Raw genomic sequence first — 17,084 nt, 5'->3', positions numbered from 1 at the left:
TTCTTGCAATCACATTCACCGAAGTAAAAGGGCGTCAGCTTGTTGTTTCCTGCCATGTCATCGTCGGTGTCGGTTGGTGCCCTGGTGGGATGGATGTTGCTTCTCACGGCGAAGCACATCATCGCCGACTTCATGCTGCAGAACGCCTGGATGGCGATCGGCAAGGACCAGAAGACCGGCTGGGCCAAGCCGCTGCTCGCGCATTGCCTGATCCATCTCGCGGTCGCGCTGGCGCTGATCCTGGTGGTGGCGCCGCGGTTCTGGTACGTCGCCTTCATCGACTTCGTGATCCACATCATCGTCGATCGCTGCAAGGGCATCTGCGCCTCGCATTTCGGCGTGACGCTGGAGTCCGGTCATCCCTGGTTCTGGACCCTGATCGGGGTCGACCAGGCGCTGCACCACCTCACCGGATTCGCGCTGTCGATCTACATGGCCGCGAACTGAGCGGCTGACGGACGGCTCTTCCTTCATTTCGAGTAACCGACCACCCGCTTGCGCGGGGCGGATGTGATTCGCGTGCAACGGGCAAGCCTCTCCGGGGACGACCGGGGGCCGTGGTTAACCTTTCGTTAGAGGATTGCGCGGCATCTTCCCGATCGAGGGGGATTTGCAAATGTTTTCAAGCCGCGACGCCTTCGAGAACGATGCCTGCCCAGTTGCGGACGACCTGCTCGGCCAGATGTACCGCGCCAATCCCAACGGGCTTTCGCTGCTGGTTGCCAATGTCGCGCCCGATGACAGGGCGAGGCTGGCGCTGTTCTGCTATCGCCGCAGCCATCTGCACGCACTCGCGGTGGCGATTGCGTCGAGCTGCAGCGAGTGGGAGCTGGTGAATTTCGGCGGCCGTGTCGGGTCGACGCTCTACGCGCTGTCGCGTGAGCCGGCCCGCGTCGCGACCGTGTCGCATGGCGGCCGCAAGCCGATCACGCTGTCGACCAAACCGTTGTCGACCTTCGCGCCCGTCGTCGATGACGAACTCGACGACGAGGACGTCAGCGAGACGGTGACTGTGACGGCCTAAGCCTGGCGCGCACTCAGTTCGGCTGCGCGCTCGGAATCAGCGGCAGCCCGTGGCGGCGCCGCGCCATCGCGCATTCTGCGTCGCCCGGCTGGCAGGTCCGGCACACATCCGGCCGCACCGCATAGACCACGCAGCGGGTTGCCTCTCCGATCTTCCCCGACAGCGCCGAGCAGCGGTCGCCCTCGCAGCGCATGCCTGATTGTCGCGCATTGACGAATTGCGCCGGAATCAGATCGAGCTGCGCGTCATCCTCGATCGTGAAGCGCGGCCAGTTCTCCGAATAACTGCAGCAGGCACCGCAGGATTGGCAGGGGCTTTCGCCGGCCATGTCGATTGCGTCGCCGGCCATCAGGTGTCCTTCGGTGCTTCCCAGACCAGGCTGCGCCGCCAGCGTGCCCTGAGCAGGTCGCGCCGCTCCGGATATTTCTCGTCGTGATAGACCGCCGTGACCACGCGGTCGGTGCGGAAGCTGCGGAAATCCCTGCGCAGCTCGCACCAGGCGGCGAGCAGCCGCACCGCCTCGTGATAGCCGACCGCGATTGGCCAGACGGTGCGCTCTGAGTCGCGGCCATGCTCGTCGCGATAATTGAGCGTGATCTTCTTGCCCTCGTGGATCTGGCTGCGGGTCCGGACCATATCGATGCGGTCCGGCTCCCGGTTCCAGGCCGAGCGGGCGCGGCTCGCCGGCTCCAGCACAAACGGCCGCAGGCGATCGGGCACGGTCTCGGCGATCTTGGCCATCAGGTCCTCGGCCGCGCGCGCCAGCGCCGGATCGGCGTGACCGACCACCCATTGCGCGCCGAGCACGCAGGCCTCGATCTCATCGGGTGTCAGCATCAGGGGCGGCAGGTCGAAACCCTTCTCCAGGATGTAGCCCATGCCGGCCTCGCCGCGAATCGGCACCCGCTGCTCGATCAGGCTTGCGATGTCGCGATAGATCGTCCGCTTCGAGGTCTCGAGCTCGGCCGCGATCGCATCTGCGGTCAATGGCTTACGGGTGCGGCGGAGCACCTGGATGATCTGAAACAGCCGGTCGGCGCGCCTCATTGCAACTCTCTTGATCGCTCTCTTGACGAGTGTCTTGACGGATCTCGTGGTGTCTCGACCCGTCGCCTTTTCGCGCCCCCTGTCACTGCTGCTGACAGCATGTTGGCAGCAGGTGGGGGCTATATCAGGACAACACCTCAAGTGAAGGGAATTTGTCCATGACGAATCTTGATGAACTCGGTTTCCGGCAAGCGCACAGCTTCGCGCTGGAACAAATGGTCACGGTCTACTCCACCTCCGGCGACCTGCGCTGGGCCCTGGTCGCGCTGATCGCACAGTCGATCAGCACGGTTTGGTCCTACGGGCGGGCACGGCTGGTCAAGCGCGTTCGCGAGGCGGTTCGCCGCCTCGCGCCCGTCGGCCCGCTCGACAGTGAATGCCACTACTGCTGACACCATGCTGGCAGCAGGGGGCCGCTAGCTTCAATTCATGACTACAGGCGATCGGGAGCTTCATATGATTACGCTTTTTGGCTTTGGCACGGGCTTCGGTCTGCCTGAAATCAGCCCCTTCGTGACCAAGACCGAGGTCCAGCTCAAGATGGCCGGGCTTGCCTACACCAAGGAAAAGGCGATGCCGCCGGCCTCTCCCAAGGGCCAGCTGCCGTTCATCGCCGACGACGGCGAGACGATCGCCGATTCGACCTTCATCCGCGCCCACATCGAGGGCAAATACGGCTTCGATTTCGATGCGCCGCTGAGCCTGCAGGCGCGCGCTCAGGCCTGGGCCTTCGAGCGCATGATCGAGCATCACGTCTACTGGGCGCTGGTCGGCGCGCGCTGGGTCGACGACACGAATTTCGCCAAGGGGCCTGCGCATTTCTTCGACGGCGCGCCCGATCACATGCGTGACAAGATGCGCGAGGATGCCCAGTTCCGCGTTGCCGAGAACTATCTGCTCAGCGGTCTCGGCCGTCACGGCCCCGACGAGGACGTCGATCTCGCGCTCCGCTCGTTGTTTGCGCTGTCGGTGCAGCTCGGCGACAAGCCCTATCTGATGGGCAACGCCCCGTGCGGCACCGATGCCACCGCGTTCGGCGCCTTGGCGGGAATCCTGACGCCATTCTTCGATTCGCCGCTGCGCGAACGCACCGAGAAGTTCGACAATCTCACCGCCTATGTCGGCCGGATGATGCAGCAATACTATCCGGAGTTCGCCTGGGCACCGCTACAGCAGGCGGCCTAGCTTGTTGCCGTGGGAGCGGGCTGGCCCTTCAATGCGGCCAGCTCCGCCTCGAGTTCGGCGATGCGCTGGTCGCGTGAGGTCAGCGCTGCTGCCACGTCGGCCGCGTCGAACTTCTGCGGAATGTGCTGCGGGCAGTTGGTGTCCCACGCCGCGATCTTGAACAGGATCACCTGCTCGGGCCGCGCGCGATAGCCCTGCGGCATCAGCGCGCGTGTCAGCGCCGGATCGTCTTCGACGATGCGCGCTTCGCCCCACAGCTTCACGCGCTGGCGGTGCGCATAATCCATCACGAAGATATAGGCCTTCGCATTCTCCGAGAGATTGCCCTGCGTGATGAACTGCCGGTTGCCGCTGTAATCGGCGAACGCGATGGTGTCCTTGTCGAGCACCTTGATGAAGCCCTTCGGCCCGCCGCGATGCTGGATGTAGGGTTGGCCATCGGCCGAGGCGGTCGCGAAATAGAAGCTGTTGGTGTTGGCGAGGAAGGCGGCCAGGTTCTCATCGACCTCGGTGCGCCAGCCGCGGTGCGCCTCGACCTCGGCATAGGTGTCGCGCGAGCCCTTGCGGGTCTGGATCGCCTTCACCGCCGGACTGAATGCGATATCGCTCGCGTAGCTGCGAACGTCTGACATCTGAGCCTCCCTGGAAGGGTGCCATGACCGGCGCCAAACGGTCCTTTCCACGGCCTAAGATGGGTGTTTCCGGATCGCAAGCAATCTTGTGAATTGACACTTCACTATTGCCGATTATGCAATAGTTCCATGGACCGGATCGATGCCATGCAGGCCTTCGTCGCGGTGGCGGACCTCGAGGGGTTTGCCCCCGCCGCCCGCAAGCTCGGCCTGTCGCCCTCTGCAATCACGCGGCTGATCGCAGCGCTGGAGGAGCGGCTTGGCGCGCGGCTGCTGCAGCGGACCACGCGGCAGGTGACGCTCACCGACGCCGGCTCCCGCTATCTGGAGCGGGCGCGGCGGATCCTCGCCGATGTCGAGGAGGCCGAGGACGCCGTGGAGAGCGAGCGTACCCGCCCCGAAGGCCGCCTCGTGATCTCGGCGCCGTTCGGCTTCGGGCGGCTGCATGTCAGCCCGGTCGTGACAGCCTATTTGAAACGCTATCCCGATGTCGGCGTCGACCTGCGGCTGTCGGACCGCCGGATCAATCTCGTCGAGGACGGCGTCGACCTCGCGGTCAGGCTCGGGCATCTGCCGGATTCGACGCTGGTGGCACGGCATGTCGGCCAGATGCGCCGCATCGTGGTGGCCTCGCACGGCTATCTCAAGCTTCGTGGCGAGCCGAAGCGGCCGGCCGAGCTCACTGCCCATGACACGATCCAGTTCGGCGCCATGACGGCTGTGCCGGATTGGCGCTTTATGGAAGACGGCCAGGAAATTCGCATCGCACCTACGCCGCGCTTCACCAGCAACAGTTCGGATGCCGCCATCCAGTACGCCGAGCAGGACGGCGGGCTGACGCGGGTGATGGCGTATCAGGCCGCCGAATCACTGAAGGCGAAGCGGGTCCGAATCGTGCTGGCCGCGTTCGAGCAGCCGCCGGTGCCGATCCACGTCGTCTACCCGACATCCCGGCTGCTGTCGGCCAAGGTGCGGACCTTCATCGATCTCGTCACCGAGATTACCGACTGGCACTTCGGCTAGATCAGCGCGAAAGCGCTTTAGCTCACCGGCGGCTTCTTCGGCACGACGCGGAAAGTGCCGCTGGCACGCGCGATGATCACGCCATCGGCCTTGATCAAACTCTGCGCGAAGCAGATCGTGCTGCCGGTCTTGATCACATCGCTCTCGATCGCGAGCCACTGCCCGACATTGGCGGAGCCGACGAAATCGATCGTCAGCGAGATCGTCACATACGAGGTGGTCCAGCCGGTCGCCTGGCCGCAGCTATAGCCCATCGCGTTGTCGGCGAGCGCTGCGATCAGCCCGCCATGGATCAGGCCGCGCCCGTTGGTGTGCGGCCTCGCCAGCCGCAGACCGATGATGACGGACCTCTCGGTTTTCTTCTGGTACAGCGGCTCCCATGGCTCGGTGAGCGGGCTCTTGCGGAACAGCGGCTCGAAGCCTTGCGGGACGTCCTGGGGGATGTCGGGGGCGACTTGCGTTTCGGTGGTCATCTGAATCTCGCTTGTGACGTTGGGTTGACGCCATTGAACGCGATGTCGATGACGGTTTCACCGCCTACAAAGTTTTAAACGGGATTTGCGTTCGTGTTTGAATGCGGCAACGCGCCGATCGGTCACGTCGGCAATTCGTAGCCGACGTCGCTTTCGACCTCGATCGTCTTCTGCACCGCAGGCCGCGCCATCATCCTTTCGTAATGCGCCGTGAGGTGAGGGAACGTGTCCGGCGGCAGCTTCAGCGAATTGGCGAGCCGCCAGTACAGACGAAACAGATGGATATCGGCGATCGAGTAGCTGCCGATCGCCCAGCCGCTGCCCAGGCGACGGTCGGCGATGCCCCACACCGCCTTCGCGTGATCGAGACCGCGCGCCCTTGCCGGATGCAGTGTCGAAGCGATGAAGGACATCCATGACAGCGCCTGCGCCTCGGCCTCGAGATCGTCGCGCGGCAGCAGGTTTGCTTCGGGAAAGCACCTCGCAAGATAGAACAGGATCGCCGCGACCTCGGTCAGCGGCCGGCCGTCGATCACGAGCGTCGGGACCTTACCTTCCGGATTGAGCGCGAGATAGCCCAGCGCCTGCATGTCGTTTCGCTTGAACGACATCGGCCGGGCCTCGAAGCCGATACCGATCTCGTGCAAGGCGATGTGCACGGCCATCGAGCTCGCGCCCGGTGCGAAATAGAGGGTGAACATGGGGGCCGCTCCCGGATCGTGTGATGCGGAAGCTGGACGCCGCGATCGCACGATGCAAGCACGATCTCGATCCCGTCACCCTGAGGAGGCCGCGGAGCGGCCGTCTCGAAGGGTCGACGGCCCGGTCGGTGGCCGTGCATCCTTCGAGACGCGTCCTGACTTACAAGGATGAAGGGCCGGGGATCGTCTCGAGCCTAGAACGGCAGCCCCACATAGTTCTCCGACAGCGAGGTCGACGCCGCCTTCGAGCTGACGAGATAGTCGAGCTCGGCGATCTGGATGCGCGCGGCGAATTCGCCCTCGTCGGGGAATTTGTGCAGCATCGAGGTCATCCACCAGGAGAAGCGCACCGCTTTCCAGACCCGCGCCAGCGCCCTGGCCGAATAGCCGTCGAGGCCGGCGGAGGATTTCTCGTCGTAATATTCGCGCAGCGCCTGAGAGAAATAATGCACGTCACTGGCGGCAAGGTTGAGGCCCTTGGCGCCGGTCGGCGGCACGATATGCGAGGCGTCGCCGGCCAGGAACATGCGGCCGAACCGCATCGGTTCGGCGACGAAGCTGCGCAGCGGTGCGATGCTCTTTTCGATCGAGGGGCCGGTAACGATCTCGTCGGCGGCCTTCTGGTCGAGGCGCCGCTTCAATTCATCCCAGAACCGCTCGTCCGACCATTGATCGACATGATCGTCGAGCGGGCACTGCACATAGTAGCGGCTGCGATGGCTCGAGCGCATCGTGCAGAGCGCAAAGCCGCGCTCGTGGTTGTTGTAGATCAGCTCCGGCGAGACCGGCGGCGTCTCCGACAGGATCCCGAGCCAGCCGAACGGATACACCCGCTCGTAGCTCGTGATCGCCGACGCCGGCACGCTGGCGCGGCTGACGCCGTGGAAGCCGTCGCAACCGGCGATGAAATCGCAGGCGATTTCGCGGCTGACGCCGTCCTTGACGTAGGTGACGCGCGGATGATCGGTGTCGAAATCATGCGGCTTGACGTCGGCGGCGGAGTAGACCGTGGTCAGGCCGGCGGCCTTGCGGGCGTTCATCAGATCGAGCGTGACCTCGGTCTGGCCGTAGATGGTCACGGTCTTGCCGGTCGCCGCATGCATGTCGATGCGGTGCCGCGCGCCGCCAAAGGCCAGCTCGACGCCGTGATGGACCAGGCCTTCCTGGTGCAGGCGGGCCCCCGCGCCGACACTGTCGAGCAGCGACACCGTGCCTTCCTCGAGCAGGCCGGCGCGAATCCGTCCCAGCACGTAATCCGGGGTCTGCCGCTCAAGAATGACGTTGTCTACGCCGAAAGTATGAAGTAGTTGCCCAAGCAACAGTCCAGCCGGACCGGCGCCTATGATTGCTACTTTTGTCCGCAATACGTGCTCCTCCCGATCGGATAGGCTTGATCCGGGCGCCCGCACCTCGGCGAGCGCCGTCAACTTGCCAAGGCAACTATATCATATAACAGTTTTGGCAAGGCGGATTTGCAGGGGGCGTGCGTTCGCCGCAGCGCAAGATGCCGGAGGGGCCGGGTGCGACGTGGCGTCCGCCCGGCGGATTTCGGCTTGAATATTCGCGCGAATTAGATAACATGTTAAGTAATGAGACCGGGCACGAAGCCCGCCGTCCTGGAGAGGAGGAGACGTGATGAGGAAGAGTTTGCTGGCGCTGCTGATGGCGGCCGCCATCGTGCCGGCCGCGGCACCTGCCGTGGCGCAGGACAAGACCGTCAATCTTAAGGTGTCGCTATGGGTCCCGCCGGCGCATCCGCTGGTGCCGGCGACGCAGGCCTGGGCCGCCGACATCGAGAAGGCGTCGGGCGGCACCATCAAGGTCACCGTGTTCCCGTCCGAGCAGCTCGGCAAGGCGTTTGACCATTACGACATGGCGCGCGACGGCATCGCCGACGTCACCTATGTCAATCCCGGCTATCAGCCGGGCCGTTTCCCGATCGCCGCCGCAGGTCAGCTCCCGTTCGTGTTCTCCGACGGCAAGAAGGGCACGCTGGCGCTGAACGAGTGGTACCACAAATACGCGCCGACCGAGATGAAGGACACCAAGCTCTGCTTCGCCTTCATCCACGATCCGGGCGCGCTGCACGGCAAGAAGAAGATCGTGCTGCCGAGCGACCTCTCCGGCATCAAAGTGCGTCCCGCGCAGAGCACGATCGGCGAGATGGTCAAGATGTTCGGCGGCACCAATGTGCAGGCCTCCGCGCCGGAATCTCGCGACGCGATCGAGCGCGGCGTGGCCGACGAGATCACCTTCCCCTGGGGCTCGATCTTCCTGTTCGGCATCGACAAGGTGGTGAAGTACCACATGGACGTGCCGCTTTACACGACGGTGTTCACCTACAACATGAACCTCGCCAAATATAACTCGATGTCGGATGCCCAGAAGAAGGTGATCGACGATCACTGCTCGCCGGAATGGGCTTCCAAGGTCACAGACCCCTGGATCGATTTCGAGGCCAACGGCCGCACCAAGATGAAGGCGCTGCAAGGCCACGAGGTCTATCCGCTGACTCCTGACCAGCTCGCCGAGTGGAAGAAGGCGGTCAAGCCGCTGCACGACAGCTGGGCCGAGGCCGTGAAGAAGGCCGGCGGCGACGCAGAGAAGATCGATGCCGATCTGCAGGCCACGCTGAAGAAGTACGAAGCGGGGATCTGATCTCGCGCGCCCCTTCACCTCTCCCCGCTTGCGGGGAGAGGTCGGATCGCCCCCGGCAATGCGAAGCATTGTCCGGTGCGATCCGGGTGAGGGGGGTACAGGTCTCACCGCATTCACGACACGTGGAAGCAGCCCCTCACCCCAACCCTCTCCCCGCAAGAGCGGGGCGAGGGAGCCTATCGAGCAGCGCATGACGCAATCTGCCGAAGTCACCCAGGACGGCGCGATCACCGGGCCACCCGAGCCGGTGCGCAAGAATTTCATGGACCGCTTCATCGATTCGATCGAATGGGTGGCGGCCTTCTTCGTCGGCGTCGTCGCGCTCAACACCTTCACCGCGGTGTTCATGCGCAAGTTCTTCGCGGTGACGATCCCGGACTACTATAATTTCGGCCAGTTCCTGCTCGGCATCCTGATCTTCTGGGGCATCGCGGCGACCAGCTATCGCGGTACCCACATCACCGTCGATCTGGTCTGGGCCAATGCCACGCCGCGCTACCAGCGCTGGATCGACATCTTCGCGACGCTGGTGCTGCTGTTCGTGGTGAGCGTGCAGACCTACACGCTGGTCGACAAGGTGATCGACACCAAAAACAGCCACATCGTCACCATGGATCTCGGCGTGCCGGTCTGGCCGTTCTTCCTGGTGTCGTGGATCGGCGACGTCTCCGCCGTGCTGCTGATCGCGATCCGCACCTACCGCCTGATCTTCCATCCGGAAGATATCCACGATGCCAAGATCAAGACTGCGGAGTAGAGGTCCATGAGTCTTGATCTGAGTCCCGAGGCTGTCGCCGTCATCGGCTTTGTCTGCCTGTTCGCGCTGATGCTGCTCCGCGTGCCCGTCGGCATGGCGATGGGCCTCGTCGGCATCACCGGCTTCGGTTACCTCACGGGCTTCGCGCCGGCGCTCAAGCTGGTCGGCCAGACCACCATGCGCACGGTGACGGATTACTCCTTCGGCGTGATCCCGATGTTCCTCTTGATGGGCGCCTTCGTGTCCGTCTCGGGCATCAGCCGCGAGCTGTTCCGTGCTGCCAACACCTTCGTCGGCCATTGGAAGGGCGGGCTCGGCATTGCGACCATCGCGGCCTGCGGCGGCTTTGCCGCGATCTCGGGCTCGTCGGTCGCGACCGCCGCGACCTTCTCGGCGGTGGCCTATCCCGAGATGCGCCGCTTCGGCTATCCGCAATCCTTCTCCACCGGCGTGATCGCAGTCGGCGGCACGCTCGGGGCGATGCTGCCGCCGTCCACCGTGCTCGCGGTCTACGGCATCATCACCCAGCAGGACATCGGCAAGCTGTTCATCGCGGGCGTGGTCCCGGGTCTGCTCGCGATCCTGATGCACATGATCACGATCGGCATCATCGGCGTGACGCGGCCGGGCTTCCTGCCGGCGGGCAAGAAGGCATCGTGGGGCGAGCGTGCGATGGCCATGCGCGACGTCTGGTCGCCGCTGCTGCTGTTCCTGTTCGTGATCGGCGGCCTCTATGGCGGCTTCTTCGTTCCAACCGAAGCCGGCGCGGTCGGCGCAGTCGGTGCCTTCATCATCGGCATCCTCAGAGGCAAGCTGACCAAAGAGGGCATCCTGCAATCGCTGCTGCAGGCGACGCGCACCGCGGCGGCGGTGTTCACCGTGCTGATCGGCGCGCTCTGCTTCGGCTATTTCCTCACCATCACCCAGACGCCGCAGAACGTCACCGAATTCCTCACCGGGCTCGGTATCGGCCCCTATGGCGTGCTGGCGCTGATCCTTCTGATGTACCTGGTGCTGGGCTGCCTGATGGATGCGATGGCGATGGTGATCCTCACCGTGCCGATCGTGTTTCCGGTGGTGACGGCGCTCGGCTTCGACCCGATCTGGTTCGGCATCATCATCGTCATGACGGTGGAGCTCGGCTTGATCCATCCGCCGGTCGGCATGAACGTGTTCGTGATCAAGAGCGTGATCAAGGACGTCAACATGTCGACGATCTTTGTCGGTGTGCTGCCGTTCGTGATCACCGATCTGATCCGGCTGGTGATCCTGATCCTGTTCCCGTTGCTCGCGACATGGTTGCCACAGCGCATGATAGGTTAGCTCCATGGCCCCCGAGCTGCTCACCAAGTACGTCTTCACCATCACCGCCCGGATTGCCGACGTGACCTCCGCCGGCGACATCGGCACCGGCGTCCGCCGCATCATTCCGATCATCGGCGGTGAGGTGAAAGGCGAGGGCATCAATGGCAAGGTGCTTGGCTTCGGCGCAGACTTCCAGATCATCCGGCCCAACGAGCTGATCGAGCTGGAGGCAAAATATGCCTTCGAAACCGACGACGGCGCCGTCGTCTATGTCGAGAACAAGGGCATCCGCTTCGGGCCGGTCGATCTGCTCGAGAGGTTGAAGCGCGGCGAGCCGGTCGATCCGAAGCTGATCTATTTCCGCACCGTGCCGAAATTCGAAACCGGTGCCGAACAGTACCGCTGGCTGATGGAGCACATCTTCATCGGCTCCGCCGCCCGCCACGCCGACCGCGTCGTGATCGACTTGCATCAGGTGTTGTGAGGGCGCGCCCTCAGGTGCGCAGTTGCGTATCGGACAATGACGAGAAGGCGGAGGCACCCGCACTGTCATCGTAGGGCTCGACCGGGCGATCCAGTACGCCGCGGCCTCTCGGCTCAAGCGCTGCTGTCTCTGGAATACTGGATCACCCGCGAAAGCGAAGGCGGGTGATGACATTGCGTTGGTCGGCATCTTGGATCGAGACCCATCCTCACCGTCGTCCCTGCGAAAGCAGGGACCCATACTCCGCGGCCTGCGTTGTGAACGGGACTCGTCGTTCCGCGTCGCGCAACAATGACCATTTGTGGTTATGGGTCCCTGCTTTCGCAGGGACGACGACTGGAGGGAGTTGCGTGTATCAGCTCGAACCGATGATGGGTCGGCGGTCGTGTGGGGGCGCAATGCCGACGGTTGCTCTCGGATGTCTCGATCGACCCATCTTGACTCCTGCGATGATAGTTATAAAACATAACTATTCTGAACAGGAAACAATAACGCCATGGGAAACGCTGCCGACGCTGCCGACGCGGGTGACGCCTCGCTGCTCAGGATCGAGACGCGAGGGGCGGTGCTGACGGTCGGGCTCAACCGGCCTGCCAAGCGCAATGCGCTGAACGACGGCATCATCCTGGCGCTGCAGGATTGCTTTTCCGCGATTCCCGACACGGTCGGAGCCGTCGTCATCCACGGGGTCGGCGACCATTTCTCGTCGGGCCTCGATCTCTCCGAATTGACCGAGCGTGACGCCACCGAGGGCCTGGTGCATTCCCAGATGTGGCACCGGGTGTTCGACCGCATCCAGTATTGCCGCGTGCCCGTTATCGCAGCACTGAAGGGCGCGGTGATCGGCGGCGGGCTGGAGCTGGCCTGCGCCGCGCATATCCGGGTTGCCGAGCCGTCGGCCTATTTCGCGCTGCCCGAGGGCCAGCGCGGCATCTTCGTCGGCGGCGGCGGATCGGTGCGGCTGCCGCGGTTGATCGGCGTGCCGCGGATGGCGGACATGATGCTGACCGGCCGCGTCTATTCGGCAACCGAGGGCGCCGCCTACGGTTTCTCGCAATATCTCACCGAGGCCGACGGCGCGCTGCCGAAAGCGCTGGAACTCGCCGAGCGCGTCGCCGCCAACGCGCCGCTGACCAACTTCGCCGTGTTGCAGGCGCTGCCGATGATCGCCGAAGCCAATCCGCAGACCGGCCTCCTGATGGAATCGCTGATGGCGACGGTGGCGCAGAGCGACAAGGAAGCCAAGAAGCGGATCCGCGCGTTCCTGGATCGCAAGACCGCCAAGGTGAAGCCGACATGAGTGCCAGGGCTGACATATCTGCGTCCGCGTCCACTGCGAGCGCGCATCCGCTGCGTCCGATCTCGTTCGGCAATCCTGATGTCACCGTCGAGCGCCGCGACGACGGTACGATCTATCTCCGTCCGAAGCTCAGGCTCGCCGAGTTTCCGGTTCGCCTCACCGACCGCCTGCATCACTGGGCAAACGCCGAGCCGAACCGCGTGTTCATGGCCGAGCGCGCAGCCGGCGGCGGCTGGCGGCAGATCACCTACGCGCAATTGTATGAGGCCACGCGGCGCATCGCTTCCGCGCTGATCGCGCGCGGATTGTCGGCTGAGCGGCCGATCGTGATCCTGTCGGGCAATTCGATTGATCACGCGCTGATCGCACTCGGCGCGCTCTATGCCGGCGTTCCGTTCTGCCCGGTCTCGCCGGCCTATTCGCTGGTGTCGCGCGATTACGGCAAGCTCGGCTTCGTCATTAAGCTGCTGACGCCGGGCCTGGTCTTCGTCGACGACGCCGACAAATTTGCCGATGCGCTGCGCGCCAATGTCGGACCCGATGTCGAGATCGCGGCAAGCCGCGGCGCAGTGCCGGGCCGCGAGGTGACGCGGCTCGCCGGCCTGATGGCGACGCCCGAGGATCCGCGCCTCGACGCGACCCATGCGGCGATCGGGCCGGATACGATCGCGAAGTTCCTGCTGACGTCGGGTTCGACCGGAAATCCCAAGGCTGTCATCAACACCCAGCGCATGATCTGCGCCAATCAGGTGATGCTGCGCGAGACGCTGGCGTTCCTGAAGGACGAGCCGCCTGTCATCGTCGACTGGCTGCCGTGGAATCACACGTTCGGCGGCAACCACAATGTCGGGCTGACGCTGTTCAACGGCGGCTCGATGTATCTCGATGAGGGCAAGCCGATGCCCGGCGGCATCGACGAGACCGTGCGAAACCTGCGCGAGATCTCGCCGACGGTCTATTTCAACGTGCCCAAGGGCTATGAATCGCTGCTGCCCTATCTGCGCGATGACGCGGCCCTGCGGGCGAAATTCTTCCACCGGCTGCATGCGATGTTCTTTTCGGGCGCCGCGCTGTCGCCGTTCGTCTGGAACAGCCTCGATGCGCTCGCCGTGCAGGAGAAAGGCTATCGCGTGCCCATGCTGACAGGGCTCGGCGCCACCGAGACCTCGCCGTTCTTCATGTCGGTGCGGCCCGATACCAGCCGTTCCGGCCATGTCGGGCTTCCGGTGTCGGGCAATGACGCGAAGCTCGTCCCCAACAACGGCAAGTTCGAGGTCCGCGCCAAGGGCCCGAACGTGACGCCCGGCTACTGGCGGCAGCCGGACCTGACCGCCAAGGCGTTCGACGAGGAAGGCTTCTACAAGTTCGGCGATGCGCTGAAGCCCGCCAACCCTGGTGATCTCGATGCCGGTTTCGATTTCGACGGCCGCATCGCCGAGGATTTCAAGCTGGCGAGCGGCACCTGGGTCAGCGTCGGGCCGTTGCGGGCGCGCTTTGTCGGCACCTGCGCGCCGCTGGTGCGCGACGTCGTGATTGCGGGGCTCAATCGCGACGAGCTTGCAGCGATCGTGATCCTCGATCTCGATGGCTGCCGCCTGATCAATCCGGCGCTTGCCTCCGGCGACATCGCCGCCGCGGCCAATGATCCGCTGGTGCGTGCCGCCTTTCGCGAACGCTTCGCGCGCGTGCTTGCGAGCGCCACCGGTTCGTCGAACCGGATCGCGCGGGCGATCCTGCTCGATACGCCGCTGTCGATCGATCGCGGCGAGGTCACCGACAAGGGCTCGATCAACCAGCGCGCGGTGCTGGAGCATCGCACCGACATCATCGAAGCGCTCTATGCGCCGGTGCCGCCGGCATCGGTGATCACGTCAGTCTGACTCTCGAAGAGGAGAATGCCATGCAGTTGAAGGACCAAGGCGCCATCGTCACCGGCGGCGCATCGGGATTGGGGGCTGCGACCGCGCGCCGGCTGGCTGCGCAGGGCGCCAAGGTCGCGGTCTGCGATCTCAACGCCAAGCTCGCCGAGAGCGTCGCGGCCGAGATCGGCGGCATTGCCGTGGTCTGCGACGTCGCCGATGCGGCGGCCGCTGAAGCCGCGGTCGCTGCCGCCGCCAAGGCGCATGGCCCGGCGCGCGTGCTGGTGAACTGCGCCGGCATCGGGGTGGCAAAACGCGTGATCGGCCGCGAAGGGCCGATGGCGCTGGCCGATTTCGACAAGGTGATCAAGGTCAACCTGATCGGCTCCTTCAACATGCTGCGGCTTGCGACATCGGAGATGGCCAAGCTCGAGCCGCTCGCAACCGGCGAGCGCGGCGTCGTGATCTCGACGGCTTCGGTCGCAGCCTATGACGGCCAGATCGGGCAGGCGGCCTATTCGGCCTCCAAGGGCGGCATCGTCGCGATGACGCTGCCGATCGCGCGCGAGCTCGCGCAATTCGGCATCCGCGTGCTGACGATTGCGCCCGGCCTGTTCATGACGCCCTTGCTGGCCGGCCTGCCACAGGAAGCGCAGGATTCACTCGCCGCCGCGATCCCGTTCCCGCGCCGGCTCGGCCAGGCCGACGAGTTCGCCTCGCTGGTGCTGCACATGATCGACAATCCCTATCTGAACGGCGAAGTGGTGCGGCTCGATGCCGCGCTCCGAATGGCGCCGCGCTGACGCATGATCCGGAAGAGCTTGACGCGCTTCCGGATCGCTCATGCTCAATCGAGGATAAACCATGTTCGTCAATCGGCGCGACGTGCAGATCCAGTGGGGCGACTGCGACCCCGCCAACATCGTCTATTACCCGCGCTACTTCGCGATGTTCGACGACTCGACCTCGATCATGTTCGAGGCCGCCGGTTGCTCGAAGCAGGACCTCGTTCACAAATACGGCCTGGTCGGCATTCCCATGGTCGACACGCGGGCGAAATTCCACATCCCGTCGACCCATGGCGACTGGATTACCATCGAGAGCCGGATCGAGAGCATCAAGCGCTCGAGCTTCGAGGTTGTGCACCGCGTGTTCAAGGGCGAGGCGCTGGCGATCGAGGCGTTCGAGACCAGGGTACTGGTCGGTCGTCACCCGGACGATCCGGCCAGGCTGAAATCGGCGCCGTTTCCGCAGGAGATCATCGACCGCTTCATGAATGGCTGACGTGTTCGTGATGGGCTGACTCGCGGCCCCTCATGACTCGACTTTTGGAGCATGATCCTCTCGGAAAACCGGTTTCCACTTTTCGGGATCATGCTCTAAAGAAGGGGCTGAATTGGCCCGCAAAATCGGTTTAAACCAAAAAACTTATCCGCAGGGAGGAATGAATGAGGAAGGCCACTCTCGCCGCAGCAGCGCTCGCAGCCGTCATCGCGCTGCCGGGCGCGCCCGCACTGGCGCAGACCAATGAAATCACGATCGGCATCTCGCTCTCGACCACGGGCCCCGCCGCGGCGCTCGGTATCCCCGAGCGCAATGCGCTCGATTTCGTGCCGAAGGAGATCGCCGGCGTGCCGCTGAAGCTGATCGTGCTCGACGACGGCGGCGATCCGACGGCTGCGACCACCAACGCGCGGCGCTTCGTCACCGAGTCCAAGGCCGACATCATCATGGGCTCCTGCATCACGCCGACGACGATCGCGGTGTCGACGGTCGCCAACGAGGCCGGCATCCCGCATTTCGGTCTCGCGCCGTTCCCGATCAACGACGCCCGCGCAAAATGGTCGGTCGACCTGCCGCAGTCGATCCCGATCATGGGCAAGGTGCTTTACGAGCACATGAAGGCGCACAACATCAAGACCGTCGGCTATATCGGTTATTCGGATTCCTACGGCGACCTCTGGGTCAACGACTTCAAGGCGCAGGCCGTGCCGATGGGTCTGACCATGACCGATGAGGAGCGCTTCGCGCGTCCGGATACTTCGGTCGCCGGCCAGGTGCTGAAGCTCGTCGCCGCCAATCCCGACGCCATCCTGATCGGCGCCTCCGGCACCGCCGCGGCGCTGCCGCAGAGTTCACTGCGCGAGCGCGGCTACAAGGGCCTGATCTACCAGACCCACGGCGCCGCCAGCATGGACTTCATCCGCATCGCAGGTGCGTCCGCGGAAGGCGTCATCATGTCGGCCGGCCCGATCATGTCGCCGGAGACCCAGGCGGACAGCGCGCTGACCAAGAAGCCGGGCCTCGAGCTGAACACGGCCTATGAAGCTAAATACGGCGCCAACAGCCGCAGCCAGTTCGCCGGTCACTCCTACGACGCGTTCCAGGTGCTGAAGCGCGTCATCCCGACGGCGCTGAAGACCGCCAAGCCGGGCACGCTGGAATTCCGCGAGGCGATCCGCCAGGCGCTGATTTCCGAGAAGGAGATCGTCGCGACCCAGGGCGTCTACAACTGGACCGAAAAGGACCGCTACGGCCTCGATGACCGCTCGCGCATCCTGCTGACGGTCAAGGACGGCAAATACGTCCCGGCAATGTGAGCTGGTCGCCATCCGTGAAACGAAGACGCCGGCCCC

At 64.4% G+C, this 17,084-nt stretch carries 20 protein-coding genes; 14 read left to right on the top strand and 6 right to left on the bottom strand.

All coding sequences use genetic code 11. From position 1 onward, the window contains the following. Positions 1-93: 93 nt before the first annotated feature. Together H8A95_RS03905 and H8A95_RS03900 are read left to right on the top strand one after the other, a co-directional pair. A complete protein-coding gene (locus tag H8A95_RS03905) occupies positions 94-447 on the top strand; it encodes a DUF3307 domain-containing protein (protein ID WP_163160613.1) in 354 nt (117 codons plus the stop codon). 169 nt (positions 448-616) lie between these two features. After that, positions 617-1,024 (top strand): hypothetical protein, encoded by a 408-nt coding sequence (locus H8A95_RS03900; RefSeq protein ID WP_163160612.1) that lies wholly within the window; start codon positions 617-619, stop codon positions 1,022-1,024. A 13-nt stretch (positions 1,025-1,037) separates the two neighbouring features. On the opposite strand, the gene H8A95_RS03895 is transcribed toward H8A95_RS03900, so the two are convergent. Together H8A95_RS03895 and H8A95_RS03890 are read right to left on the bottom strand one after the other, a co-directional pair. After that, a complete protein-coding gene (locus H8A95_RS03895) occupies positions 1,038-1,373 on the bottom strand; it encodes a YkgJ family cysteine cluster protein (RefSeq protein WP_229181950.1) in 336 nt (111 codons plus the stop codon). Then, positions 1,373-2,071 (bottom strand): helix-turn-helix transcriptional regulator, encoded by a 699-nt coding sequence (locus tag H8A95_RS03890; protein ID WP_163160610.1) that lies wholly within the window; start codon positions 2,069-2,071, stop codon positions 1,373-1,375. Before H8A95_RS03890 ends, H8A95_RS03895 begins: the two co-directional genes overlap by 1 nt. Before the next feature lie 158 nt (positions 2,072-2,229). On the opposite strand from H8A95_RS03890, the gene H8A95_RS03885 reads away from it, so the two are divergent. Beyond that, positions 2,230-2,463 carry a hypothetical protein gene (locus H8A95_RS03885; protein ID WP_229181948.1) on the top strand — a complete coding sequence of 78 codons (234 nt, stop codon included), beginning with the start codon at positions 2,230-2,232 and terminating at the stop codon, positions 2,461-2,463. Positions 2,464-2,527: 64 nt separating this feature from the next. Further along, positions 2,528-3,256 (top strand): glutathione S-transferase family protein, encoded by a 729-nt coding sequence (locus tag H8A95_RS03880; protein ID WP_229181947.1) that lies wholly within the window; start codon positions 2,528-2,530, stop codon positions 3,254-3,256. Here H8A95_RS03880 and H8A95_RS03875 read toward each other — a convergent pair. Next, on the bottom strand, positions 3,253-3,888 hold the full coding sequence (locus H8A95_RS03875; RefSeq protein ID WP_229181945.1) for a pyridoxamine 5'-phosphate oxidase family protein: 636 nt from the start codon (positions 3,886-3,888) through the stop codon (positions 3,253-3,255). The two genes, H8A95_RS03880 and H8A95_RS03875, sit on opposite strands and share 4 nt — an antisense overlap. 129 nt (positions 3,889-4,017) lie before the next feature. Here H8A95_RS03875 and H8A95_RS03870 point away from each other — a divergent pair, with 129 nt between their 5' ends. After that, on the top strand, positions 4,018-4,911 hold the full coding sequence (locus H8A95_RS03870; protein WP_229181943.1) for a LysR family transcriptional regulator: 894 nt from the start codon (positions 4,018-4,020) through the stop codon (positions 4,909-4,911). 17 nt (positions 4,912-4,928) lie between these two features. On the opposite strand, the gene H8A95_RS03865 is transcribed toward H8A95_RS03870, so the two are convergent. From H8A95_RS03865 to pobA, 3 genes are all read right to left on the bottom strand, one after another. Continuing rightward, on the bottom strand, positions 4,929-5,384 hold the full coding sequence (locus H8A95_RS03865; RefSeq protein WP_229181941.1) for a PaaI family thioesterase: 456 nt from the start codon (positions 5,382-5,384) through the stop codon (positions 4,929-4,931). A 122-nt stretch (positions 5,385-5,506) separates the two neighbouring features. Beyond that, a complete protein-coding gene (locus tag H8A95_RS03860; protein ID WP_229181940.1) occupies positions 5,507-6,085 on the bottom strand; it encodes a glutathione S-transferase family protein in 579 nt (192 codons plus the stop codon). Positions 6,086-6,279: 194 nt separating this feature from the next. Further along, positions 6,280-7,449 (bottom strand): 4-hydroxybenzoate 3-monooxygenase, encoded by a 1,170-nt coding sequence (gene pobA, locus H8A95_RS03855; protein WP_229181939.1) that lies wholly within the window; start codon positions 7,447-7,449, stop codon positions 6,280-6,282. A 271-nt stretch (positions 7,450-7,720) separates the two neighbouring features. Here pobA and H8A95_RS03850 point away from each other — a divergent pair, with 271 nt between their 5' ends. From H8A95_RS03850 to H8A95_RS03810, 9 genes are all read left to right on the top strand, one after another. Then, positions 7,721-8,743, top strand: coding sequence for a TRAP transporter substrate-binding protein (locus H8A95_RS03850; RefSeq protein WP_229181938.1), 1,023 nt, complete (start codon positions 7,721-7,723; stop codon positions 8,741-8,743). Positions 8,744-8,990: 247 nt separating this feature from the next. Beyond that, positions 8,991-9,500: a TRAP transporter small permease gene (locus H8A95_RS03845; protein WP_229182021.1), complete on the top strand. Its 510-nt coding sequence runs from the start codon at positions 8,991-8,993 to the stop codon at positions 9,498-9,500. Between the two features lie 18 nt (positions 9,501-9,518). Beyond that, positions 9,519-10,823, top strand: coding sequence for a TRAP transporter large permease (locus H8A95_RS03840; protein WP_229182019.1), 1,305 nt, complete (start codon positions 9,519-9,521; stop codon positions 10,821-10,823). Between the two features lie 4 nt (positions 10,824-10,827). Then, positions 10,828-11,289, top strand: coding sequence for a DUF3237 domain-containing protein (locus H8A95_RS03835; RefSeq protein WP_229181937.1), 462 nt, complete (start codon positions 10,828-10,830; stop codon positions 11,287-11,289). A 496-nt stretch (positions 11,290-11,785) separates the two neighbouring features. Beyond that, positions 11,786-12,589 carry a crotonase/enoyl-CoA hydratase family protein gene (locus H8A95_RS03830; RefSeq protein ID WP_229181935.1) on the top strand — a complete coding sequence of 268 codons (804 nt, stop codon included), beginning with the start codon at positions 11,786-11,788 and terminating at the stop codon, positions 12,587-12,589. Continuing rightward, a complete protein-coding gene (locus H8A95_RS03825) occupies positions 12,586-14,469 on the top strand; it encodes a feruloyl-CoA synthase (protein ID WP_229181934.1) in 1,884 nt (627 codons plus the stop codon). The genes H8A95_RS03830 and H8A95_RS03825 overlap by 4 nt, the downstream gene beginning before the upstream one ends. A gap of 20 nt (positions 14,470-14,489) precedes the next feature. Then, positions 14,490-15,251: an SDR family NAD(P)-dependent oxidoreductase gene (locus H8A95_RS03820; protein ID WP_229181932.1), complete on the top strand. Its 762-nt coding sequence runs from the start codon at positions 14,490-14,492 to the stop codon at positions 15,249-15,251. Between the two features lie 61 nt (positions 15,252-15,312). Next, positions 15,313-15,732 (top strand): acyl-CoA thioesterase, encoded by a 420-nt coding sequence (locus tag H8A95_RS03815; protein WP_050425479.1) that lies wholly within the window; start codon positions 15,313-15,315, stop codon positions 15,730-15,732. A 164-nt stretch (positions 15,733-15,896) separates the two neighbouring features. Further along, entirely contained in the window at positions 15,897-17,048 is a 1,152-nt protein-coding gene (locus H8A95_RS03810; protein WP_229181931.1) for an ABC transporter substrate-binding protein, read from the top strand. The last annotated feature ends 36 nt before the right edge of the window (positions 17,049-17,084 follow it).

It is taken from the genome of Bradyrhizobium oropedii, assembly GCF_020889685.1.
Lineage (GTDB): Bacteria > Pseudomonadota > Alphaproteobacteria > Rhizobiales > Xanthobacteraceae > Bradyrhizobium > Bradyrhizobium oropedii.
This window is presented reverse-complemented; position numbering and strand designations above follow the sequence as displayed.

What these genes read in the sequence shown, in the direction of transcription:
- H8A95_RS03905 (WP_163160613.1), top strand. Translation starts at nt 94, where the DNA reads ATGTTGCTTCTCACGGCGAAGCACATCATCGCCGACTTCATGCTGCAG.
- H8A95_RS03900 (WP_163160612.1), top strand. Translation starts at nt 617, where the DNA reads ATGTTTTCAAGCCGCGACGCCTTCGAGAACGATGCCTGCCCAGTTGCG.
- H8A95_RS03895 (WP_229181950.1), bottom strand. Translation starts at nt 1,373, where the DNA reads ATGGCCGGCGACGCAATCGACATGGCCGGCGAAAGCCCCTGCCAATCC.
- H8A95_RS03890 (WP_163160610.1), bottom strand. Translation starts at nt 2,071, where the DNA reads ATGAGGCGCGCCGACCGGCTGTTTCAGATCATCCAGGTGCTCCGCCGC.
- H8A95_RS03885 (WP_229181948.1), top strand. Translation starts at nt 2,230, where the DNA reads ATGACGAATCTTGATGAACTCGGTTTCCGGCAAGCGCACAGCTTCGCG.
- H8A95_RS03880 (WP_229181947.1), top strand. Translation starts at nt 2,528, where the DNA reads ATGATTACGCTTTTTGGCTTTGGCACGGGCTTCGGTCTGCCTGAAATC.
- H8A95_RS03875 (WP_229181945.1), bottom strand. Translation starts at nt 3,888, where the DNA reads ATGTCAGACGTTCGCAGCTACGCGAGCGATATCGCATTCAGTCCGGCG.
- H8A95_RS03870 (WP_229181943.1), top strand. Translation starts at nt 4,018, where the DNA reads ATGGACCGGATCGATGCCATGCAGGCCTTCGTCGCGGTGGCGGACCTC.
- H8A95_RS03865 (WP_229181941.1), bottom strand. Translation starts at nt 5,384, where the DNA reads ATGACCACCGAAACGCAAGTCGCCCCCGACATCCCCCAGGACGTCCCG.
- H8A95_RS03860 (WP_229181940.1), bottom strand. Translation starts at nt 6,085, where the DNA reads ATGTTCACCCTCTATTTCGCACCGGGCGCGAGCTCGATGGCCGTGCAC.
- H8A95_RS03850 (WP_229181938.1), top strand. Translation starts at nt 7,721, where the DNA reads ATGAGGAAGAGTTTGCTGGCGCTGCTGATGGCGGCCGCCATCGTGCCG.
- H8A95_RS03835 (WP_229181937.1), top strand. Translation starts at nt 10,828, where the DNA reads ATGGCCCCCGAGCTGCTCACCAAGTACGTCTTCACCATCACCGCCCGG.
- H8A95_RS03830 (WP_229181935.1), top strand. Translation starts at nt 11,786, where the DNA reads ATGGGAAACGCTGCCGACGCTGCCGACGCGGGTGACGCCTCGCTGCTC.
- H8A95_RS03825 (WP_229181934.1), top strand. Translation starts at nt 12,586, where the DNA reads ATGAGTGCCAGGGCTGACATATCTGCGTCCGCGTCCACTGCGAGCGCG.
- H8A95_RS03820 (WP_229181932.1), top strand. Translation starts at nt 14,490, where the DNA reads ATGCAGTTGAAGGACCAAGGCGCCATCGTCACCGGCGGCGCATCGGGA.
- H8A95_RS03815 (WP_050425479.1), top strand. Translation starts at nt 15,313, where the DNA reads ATGTTCGTCAATCGGCGCGACGTGCAGATCCAGTGGGGCGACTGCGAC.
- H8A95_RS03810 (WP_229181931.1), top strand. Translation starts at nt 15,897, where the DNA reads ATGAGGAAGGCCACTCTCGCCGCAGCAGCGCTCGCAGCCGTCATCGCG.